This is a genomic window from Methylobacterium cerastii (assembly GCF_022179125.1).
Lineage (GTDB): Bacteria > Pseudomonadota > Alphaproteobacteria > Rhizobiales > Beijerinckiaceae > Methylobacterium > Methylobacterium cerastii.
In genome coordinates this window covers 1-7,507 of record NZ_BPQG01000142.1, presented here as the reverse complement: position 1 = coordinate 7,507, position 7,507 = coordinate 1, and the positions used below count along the sequence as shown (strand labels likewise).

General features: G+C 52.6%; 6 protein-coding genes. 4 read left to right on the top strand and 2 right to left on the bottom strand.

Features of this window, described 5'->3' with window-relative positions; translation table 11 throughout:
- Both MFF13_RS26245 and MFF13_RS26240 read left to right on the top strand, forming a co-directional pair.
- Positions 1-366, top strand: a 366-nt coding sequence (locus MFF13_RS26245) for a hypothetical protein (RefSeq protein ID WP_238273400.1), incomplete at its 5' end; no start/stop codon positions are given.
- A gap of 1 nt (position 367) precedes the next feature.
- Positions 368-1,060 (top strand): hypothetical protein, encoded by a 693-nt coding sequence (locus MFF13_RS26240; protein ID WP_238273399.1) that lies wholly within the window; start codon positions 368-370, stop codon positions 1,058-1,060.
- A 286-nt stretch (positions 1,061-1,346) separates the two neighbouring features.
- On the opposite strand, the gene MFF13_RS26235 is transcribed toward MFF13_RS26240, so the two are convergent.
- Positions 1,347-3,788, bottom strand: a complete 2,442-nt coding sequence (locus MFF13_RS26235) for an Ig-like domain-containing protein (RefSeq protein ID WP_238273398.1) — start codon at positions 3,786-3,788, stop codon at positions 1,347-1,349.
- Positions 3,789-4,710: 922 nt separating this feature from the next.
- The gene (locus MFF13_RS26230; RefSeq protein ID WP_238273397.1) at positions 4,711-6,213 is read right to left on the bottom strand and encodes an SPASM domain-containing protein; all 1,503 of its coding nucleotides are present in this window, start codon (positions 6,211-6,213) and stop codon (positions 4,711-4,713) included.
- A 712-nt stretch (positions 6,214-6,925) separates the two neighbouring features.
- Here MFF13_RS26230 and MFF13_RS26225 point away from each other — a divergent pair.
- Together MFF13_RS26225 and MFF13_RS26220 are read left to right on the top strand one after the other, a co-directional pair.
- Positions 6,926-7,264 (top strand): hypothetical protein, encoded by a 339-nt coding sequence (locus tag MFF13_RS26225; protein WP_238273396.1) that lies wholly within the window; start codon positions 6,926-6,928, stop codon positions 7,262-7,264.
- On the top strand, positions 7,261-7,491 hold the full coding sequence (locus MFF13_RS26220) for a hypothetical protein (RefSeq protein ID WP_238273395.1): 231 nt from the start codon (positions 7,261-7,263) through the stop codon (positions 7,489-7,491). The genes MFF13_RS26225 and MFF13_RS26220 overlap by 4 nt, the downstream gene beginning before the upstream one ends.
- The last annotated feature ends 16 nt before the right edge of the window (positions 7,492-7,507 follow it).

The following is a 7,507-nucleotide window of genomic DNA, read 5'->3' as shown; positions in this document are numbered from 1 at the left end:
GCCGTCCAGACACCGCTTACCTTTGAACGAACGGAGACGACCATGAACACTAAGAACATGCTGGCCTACGACAGCGCTGAGCACAGCCCGATCATACGTGGCCGCGCCATGGCTGGTCGGAGCGGATGCCCCCTCGTCATCCGCGGCACGGGCCAACCTCTCGCATCGGATCACTCACGCCTCGAAGCGCAGTTCCCGCACGTGGGCCGGCTTGGCGGGGACCAGGTGGCCGCGCCTGCGCGCATGCGGACACCGCTCGCTGCAGACCGAGCGGCGACCGCCGCGCTGTTCCCGCACATGGATCGGATGCGCGAGCCCAGCATGTCGTTCGTCACCGGCAAGCCCTCGCGCGTGACGGGCTACTGAGATGGGCCGCCCCGCACTGAACGTTGTGACGTCGCGCGATCCGTCCCGCGCCGCGCTCGCTGAAGCCATCGCGGACGTGTCCGCACAGGAAGCCGGCCTCGCCAAGGTCTGCGAGGCGAGCGATCGGGCGAGCGACCTCATCACGACGGCTTTCCTCGACGTAGAGACCGCCGAGACCGAGATCCGCGACGCGCGGGCAACGCAGCGCGACGAGATCATGGCATCCGTCATGCGGGGCGACGACACGCCGGGCAACAGTCGGCTGGTGCAGGCCGAGGAACGCAAGGCCGAAGCCGAACGGCGGCTTGCTGCCTACCGTGCGGCGCGTGATGACCTCAGCGGCGCTTTGAGCGACGAGGAAGCCAAGGTCGCAGCCGCACAGGTCCATCTGCGCGAATGCCGGACGGCGGTGCTCTGGGAGGCCCTTCCGGCACTTGTGGCGGCCTCGATGCCGTTGAGGCAGGAGCTTGCTGAGTACGCCCAGGCGATCGACCTCATTACCGAGCGCAGCCCCGGCTTCATGTCGGCCGACGATCCGCGCCGGAAGCTGCTGGACGCGGCCAATCGCATTCGACAGCCGATCCTTTCGCTTGGATCGGGGGTGACGTTCCCAACACCGGCCTACGCCGAGTGGAAGGCGGCCATTCACAGCCTGGGCTTCGATCCCGATGCACCGCTCCCGAACGCCGCGTGAGTCTGACCCCGGGACAGGGCCGGGCCAATCAGCAACGCGACTAGCACGGCGCCCTCCATTGCCGTGTCGCGCCTACCGGATGGCGTGCCTCAAATGACCGGAACGCCGGCTCCGGGCGCCCCCCTTCGTCCGGGGCCGGCAACTCAGATCAACACGCTGGCCTGGCAGCAGCGCACGGGCGACGCGACCAAGAACGATGGGTTTTACGATCTCGGGAATGCGCCCGCGCAGCCGGAGGCTGCGACGTGAGTGAAAGCGCGAGCCAGGTCGGCTCGCGCTTATTAGATTAGCCGAAATGGCTGTCGTTGAAGGCGGCTCTGCCCTCCAAGGCACCGGACTGGAGGTAATGCAGCATCGGGTCGATGTGAGCGTTGGCGACGTCCGTGTAGTGGCTCTCGTAAGCCTTCACGTCGAAGCTCGAAGACGGATCACGTCCCTCTTTCCAGCCGTTCGCTTCGTAATGCGCCAAAGGATCGAAGTTGGCAGCCTTCACGTCTGCATAGGTCGCCAGGTAGCCCTTGACGTCGAACACTGCGTTCGGGTTGCGGCCTTCGTGCCAGCCGTTAGCCGCGTAGTGGTTGTAGGCGAAGGCGAAGCTATCGCCGCCAGCCGCGATGGCCGCCTTGGCCACGTCCGCGTTCGACAGGAGGTAGTATTCCGCATCGAAGCCCGGATGCGTGTTGAGATCGGCTGCACGGCCGACCGCGGCGAAGGCTTGGCGTCCTTCGGCTTGACCGCTGGTGAGATAGTGAGTCAGCGGATCGATACCGGCTCGTGCCACATCTGTGTTGCGAGCGAGGTAAAGTTCATTGTCGAAGTAGGCGGAGGGATCGCGCCCCTCATGCCAACCACTGGTGTCATAATGATTTAGCGGATTGACCCCCGCGGCGCGCACATCGGCATTGGACGCTAAATATCCATTGGTTGAGAAGTAAGCGTTGGGGTCGCGGCCTTCATGCCAGCCTGAAGCGTTGTAATGTGCTGTCGAGTCAACACGTAGATTGAAAATATCGCGGTTGTGCGTGTAGTAAAATAAATTATCTACAAGAGCTGCTGATCCAGTATTTTGGTTTATTGTTATATCGTTAAAGATAAAATGAGCTCCGCCAATAAAGTCAACCTTAGTACCACTTGCCAGAGTCATAGTCGTGGCATCACTTACGGATGACACCGCGGCATCACTAAGATTAAAATGAAAAGTAATGCTGTCATTGCTTATCGAAGCTGGCGCAATAACGTCTGTACTACCAGCTCCATCAGTAGCTATTACATGAAAATTATGAGTACCAGATGTGCCGACAGTAGTCGCAAACCAAAACGATCCCAGGACAACCGCTGTGCCCAAATCCTTGGCGCCATCGAAGACGCGAACATTCATGTCTGATGCGACATCCACTTTCCCCGTCAAATACCCATCAAAACTACCATTCGGATTTAAACTTATAGACTGCGTACCTATGAGTATAGATGGAGCTTTTGCTTCTACAGTAAAATCGATACTTGATGTCGCCTCCCCACCATGACCATTGCTGACTGTGAAACTAAATATGTCGTGGACTATTGATGCTTGTGCGGCAGAAATTGCACCGTAGTTATCTGCGCTATATGAGTACGATCCATCTGTATTAATAGTGGCGTGCCCATACGCTCCAGATATCGATTGTCCAACCGACCCACCGACTACATTCGAGATTACTAAAGAATAGCCGTTCGGGTCAGTATCCCCTTTGAGAACGCCAGTGCCCGATTGGCCTTTTGTGCCAGTCACAGTCCCGCCTTTGACCACGAGACCGTTACCGGCCAACACAGATGGCTGCGCGATGGAGGCCGTGTAAACTAACGAAGACGCACCTGATGAATAGACAGCAAGTATTTGATTGCCTTTATAAACAATAGGAAGATAGCTCGACGAAGAGCCTGGGTAATCAATAGCTGTAAATGATCCAGTATCATCTATAAATACATGTTGCTTATTGTTCGAGTCACTATACGTTCCAATAATTTGACCCGATGATGTGATACCAGTAACAGTGGTTGAAGTTCCGCCCGGAGCATCAACAATCCCTGTGATACCGTTCGTATTTACAAATCCATGCTGTTTATTATTGGAGTCATAATAACTGCCATACACTTGTCCGGCAGCGCTAACCCCATTTATGAAGGTGACCGTTGAGTTCGATGTGTCGTAGCTAGTGTAAGATCCGTTGGCATAAACATAGCTATGAAATTTGCTAGAGGAGTCGTAATAATACCCATAGATTTTGCCAGCGGCATTTATTCCGAGTATTGATGTGCTTGTTGCGCCTGACAAATTAAATTCAGTTGAAGTTCCATTGCTATATATGAAAGAATGGGTTTTCATTGAGGTATCTTGGTAAGAACCAGCGACTTGTCCGGCGTCACTAATTCCATATATATATGTATTAATAGATCCCACCGGAGCAATTTTCGTAGTACTATTATTTAAAGATACAAAGCCATTATAGTAAGACCCGTCAAAATATCTTCCGGCTATTTGGCCTGATGAATTCACGCCGCTTACATGAATGTTAGTTCCTCCGAGTGGGTTAATTGTGCTTATGGAGCCATTAATATTAATATATCCGCCATGGACTGTGCCATCGAAGTAATCACCATAAATTTGACCGCTAGGACTAACACCGCCCACGGTATAATTCTGCCACCCTGGGGCAGTGCCGTAGTAAAGTGCATAATTATAAATGGTCATTGCGCTTCTCGGAAAATAAATTGAATTGCCGAGTTTTCATGCTCACAGCAGCTGGCAATCTACTCTTGCTCACTTTTTCCATAAGATGAGTCTGCAAAAAGTTAAAGTGCTACTTTTGAAATTATTTATGGTGTTGCAAAATCGCTACTGCACCCAGAGTAAGTCGTTTTCGCAGGTGGTGTTGATCTTTGCATAAAAATTAGTATCTAAATCGGGCGCGGATATCAAAATTAGGCCCAAGAAGTACAAAACTAATTCAGTCAAAATAGAAGGTATTCTATATTTATTGTTATTAGATCGAATTTAGGAAATATCTTTATATATCAGGTATTTAAGTTGGAATATCTCTGTGAGTCTATTTCGTCGAAATTTGCATATTTCATTAGGCTGAAGCTTCAGCTAGACGCACAAATTGATGTCAAATCGAGCTTATGTAGAAGGTCTGTCAAAATCAAAGTGTCAGGCATATGAGTTGCCTAGGTACAATTGTTGGCAATATTTGCTCCAGTCTGCTTCAGATTTTCGTTAAGATATAGTAATCGTATACTTTCCTGGAGTTGAAGGCTGCTTGGAGGGGCAATTCGCCCCCTGATTATCGTCACGGTGCCGGACGTAGCCCTGGCCTGTGAGCCAGTTCGTCAGGGCGTGTCTGATCGCTTCGGGACGTGAGGGCTTTGGCTCGGGCCGGCCTACGATCAGGGCGCCGGCACTCTCGAGAGTACAGGAGGCCCCGGCCGGGGCTCGAAATATATCTGCGCGGTCGATTGTGCGATCGGCCAGCGCGCGACCAAGTGCGGGCGCAGGGATCGGACCGTCCGGGCCACCAGGCGCGGCGACCCCATCAACGTCTTAACGCTCGCCCCGGCGCAATTCAGATTGCGTGGCCAAATAAGCATATTCAGATCGCGTTCTGCAAATATATCTAACGCGATGACGTTATTTCTGAGATACCGCGGTGTGCAAAAAAGGCACACTGACTACAGATTGCCCCATCAGGCGAAGTGGCCTGCTGACGAAATTTTTGAGCCTCCTTTGATGACCAAATTTGGTCAAAAGAACTTGTATGAAGGTTGCCGATTTTAGTGCCGGGCACACAACATGCCTGAACATCGCCATTGCTCAATATGACGGCGCTCTCCCAAGGGGTGAAGCACCTCCTGCGGCCATGGGTTTCGAGCCCTTGTAGATACGGGGGGGGTATGTGGAACGTTAGTCCGGAAGCAAGCAGCTGAGCTAGAAGTTTATTATAGACTTCATTATATATTTCAGGAAAATTTGAAAGACTTTCGGAATTAGTGTCGTCTTGGTATACATGAACATGGGAAAAATTTACATTTTTTAGGTTTAGCTGCTGGCAAAGCGTAACAAAATCAAAAACTTCATCAACATTTGATCTCATTATAGAAAAATTTGCCGACGTCATCACGTCGTCACGGCCAGTTTCTTGAAGAATTTTAATTGACAGCCGGATATTTTCAATGATCGTCTCAAAAGATATCTTTCCTGGCCTTAGCCGACGATGGGTTTCACCGGTGGCGGCATCTAGCGAGAAATTAATTGCGAACAGGCGACTGCGCGCAACTCGCCGCATATTTTCTTCGTCGACGTAAGCTCCGTTCGTATCAATCCGAAAAGGACATTTAAGCTCATCAATGAAATCAAATAACGGGAAATAACGCGCATTTGTAAAGAAGGGGTCTCCACTGTAATCGACAGAAATGTGGCTAATTCGGCCACTTTGAGCTAATCCACGAATTTCGTTCTGGGATTTTTCGCTCAATTTATTAAACGACTGACGAGAAAACTTTGAAATACAGTGCGGGCAATTTTGATTGCATTGGCTGACGGGAGATAAGCTTATCGCAATGGCTCCAGAGTTCGGCGTGTTTGGGTCGTCAAAAAAGGCAACGCCTTTAAATTCTGCAGCTGAATGACCGGAAATACCTTTTGTCAGCAGCCAAATATCGTTTTTGGCTGTTTTAGGAATTGATAGCGCAACTTGAACACCTTCGCTCAATCCGGTAATTGAACCAGTTAAAATATACGTACTATGGTTTAGGGCAATGGCCCCGTAAGGTAACTTAGTTTTGTAAAATGCATTCCCGTTATCAAATAAGGATAATTCAAAGAAATCCGAGGCTTCGGCTTTCTCGTTGCCTAAGTAGATCTCAAATCCGGTTAGTGCTTTTTTGGGTAAGGCCATGTCAAATATAAATGTTTGCCCCGGGCGTAGCCGGCGAAAAGTGTGAGGTCGTCCTTCTGTCTCGCCATAACGGATAAAGTGTTCATAACCAGAATTAGGCCCAGAACCAGCTAGGCCAACTTGAAGATCTATAGATTGACGTAAATATATTTTTTCGGAAAAATGGGTTCCTTGTCTTTTCGATATCAAATTACCAATAAAGTTCCGAAAAATCGATCTCATTTTAACTTGTCCAGCCCTATATCAAATAAAATTATATCTTATCTGTGGGTCTTTTCGTTTGGCCGGCTTTAGTCGTCCGGGTTTCCGACGCTATTCTGCGCAAATCGTCGAACAAAGAAAGTGGAAATTTGTGGCGTCTTGATGAGCGATGAGCCGTCCAGAAATGAGCAAATCTCGCGCGCGCCATCGGCAAGGCTAAACGTCAGGCAATGTAAGTGGAAAGCGCACGATGAAACTCCACCGCCTTGCCGGGCGCGGGGTGTCATTTCAGTTCGCACCCTCAGGATCCTCGTGGTGCCGAACGTAGCCCTGACCGGTGAGCCAGTCATCTACAGCTTTACGGATGGCGGCTGTTCGCGTCGGCTTAGGGTCGGGCTGATCGGCAATCCAGGCGTCGAGCGGGCGGAGCTGATCCGGAAGCATTCGAACGCCAATCGTGTGGCCCGTGCCTGTCGTGGCCGGACGTCCGCGTTTTTTCGCGCTAGCGCTAATTGACGAGCCCATAATTTGACGCTAGCGTGAATGACGAGCCGGGACAAGGCTGGAACCCTTGCCACGGCTCTAACCCCACCACTCGGTTGAGGAGAGCGGCATGGCTAACCACGCCCATAGCACACGCACGTCTGTAGCGCCCCAGGCTGGCACTCAATCGGCCTTATTACCCCGCGGGGCCGGCAGGCAGCCTGGCCCTGTCACGCTGGCCCTCCGCGCCATGCAGGCAGCCGATCCCGACAAGGCAGCTCACGACGCCATCGAGGCTATTCGCCAGGGCTTGGATCGCCATTTCTCCGAGACAGCCTGGCACCGGCTTCAAGCGCTTCGTCAGCGCGTCGCCGACCGCATTGAGGCTGACCTTGCCTTGCTCGACGTGCTTGACGGCGATCAGGATCTCGAAGCTGACTACGCCTCGCCGGAGCGCGGGCCCGGAGGCACCATCGTCATACTCGGCCGGTCCACGGACGACGAGGATGGTGACAACGGCTGCGCCGACCTCGACGGCTCGCTTGAGCAGCATGGCCACGGCGCCTTCAACGATGTGGTGTTCGCATGAGTGCCCCGGTCGCTACCTGGCACGCGATCGCCGAAATGGAGACCGATGTAGTCAACGTAGGGCGCTGGGCGCGTGCGCTGATCTCTATGGGATGTAGCGACAACTACATCCATCCCGGCGCGGCGTTCGCCGTTGGGGAGGCCTTGGAGAGGCTTGGTGAAGGGCTTGAGGCCAAGTGGAACCTCGCGCTCGATGCCGCCCGCGAAAAGGGGGCAACCGATGACTGATCCTCCCCCGGTTCCA

Coding starts and splice junctions, on each gene's coding strand:
- MFF13_RS26240 (WP_238273399.1), top strand. CDS start 368: ATGGGCCGCCCCGCACTGAACGTTGTGACGTCGCGCGATCCGTCCCGC.
- MFF13_RS26235 (WP_238273398.1), bottom strand. CDS start 3,788: ATGACCATTTATAATTATGCACTTTACTACGGCACTGCCCCAGGGTGG.
- MFF13_RS26230 (WP_238273397.1), bottom strand. CDS start 6,213: ATGAGATCGATTTTTCGGAACTTTATTGGTAATTTGATATCGAAAAGA.
- MFF13_RS26225 (WP_238273396.1), top strand. CDS start 6,926: ATGCAGGCAGCCGATCCCGACAAGGCAGCTCACGACGCCATCGAGGCT.
- MFF13_RS26220 (WP_238273395.1), top strand. CDS start 7,261: ATGAGTGCCCCGGTCGCTACCTGGCACGCGATCGCCGAAATGGAGACC.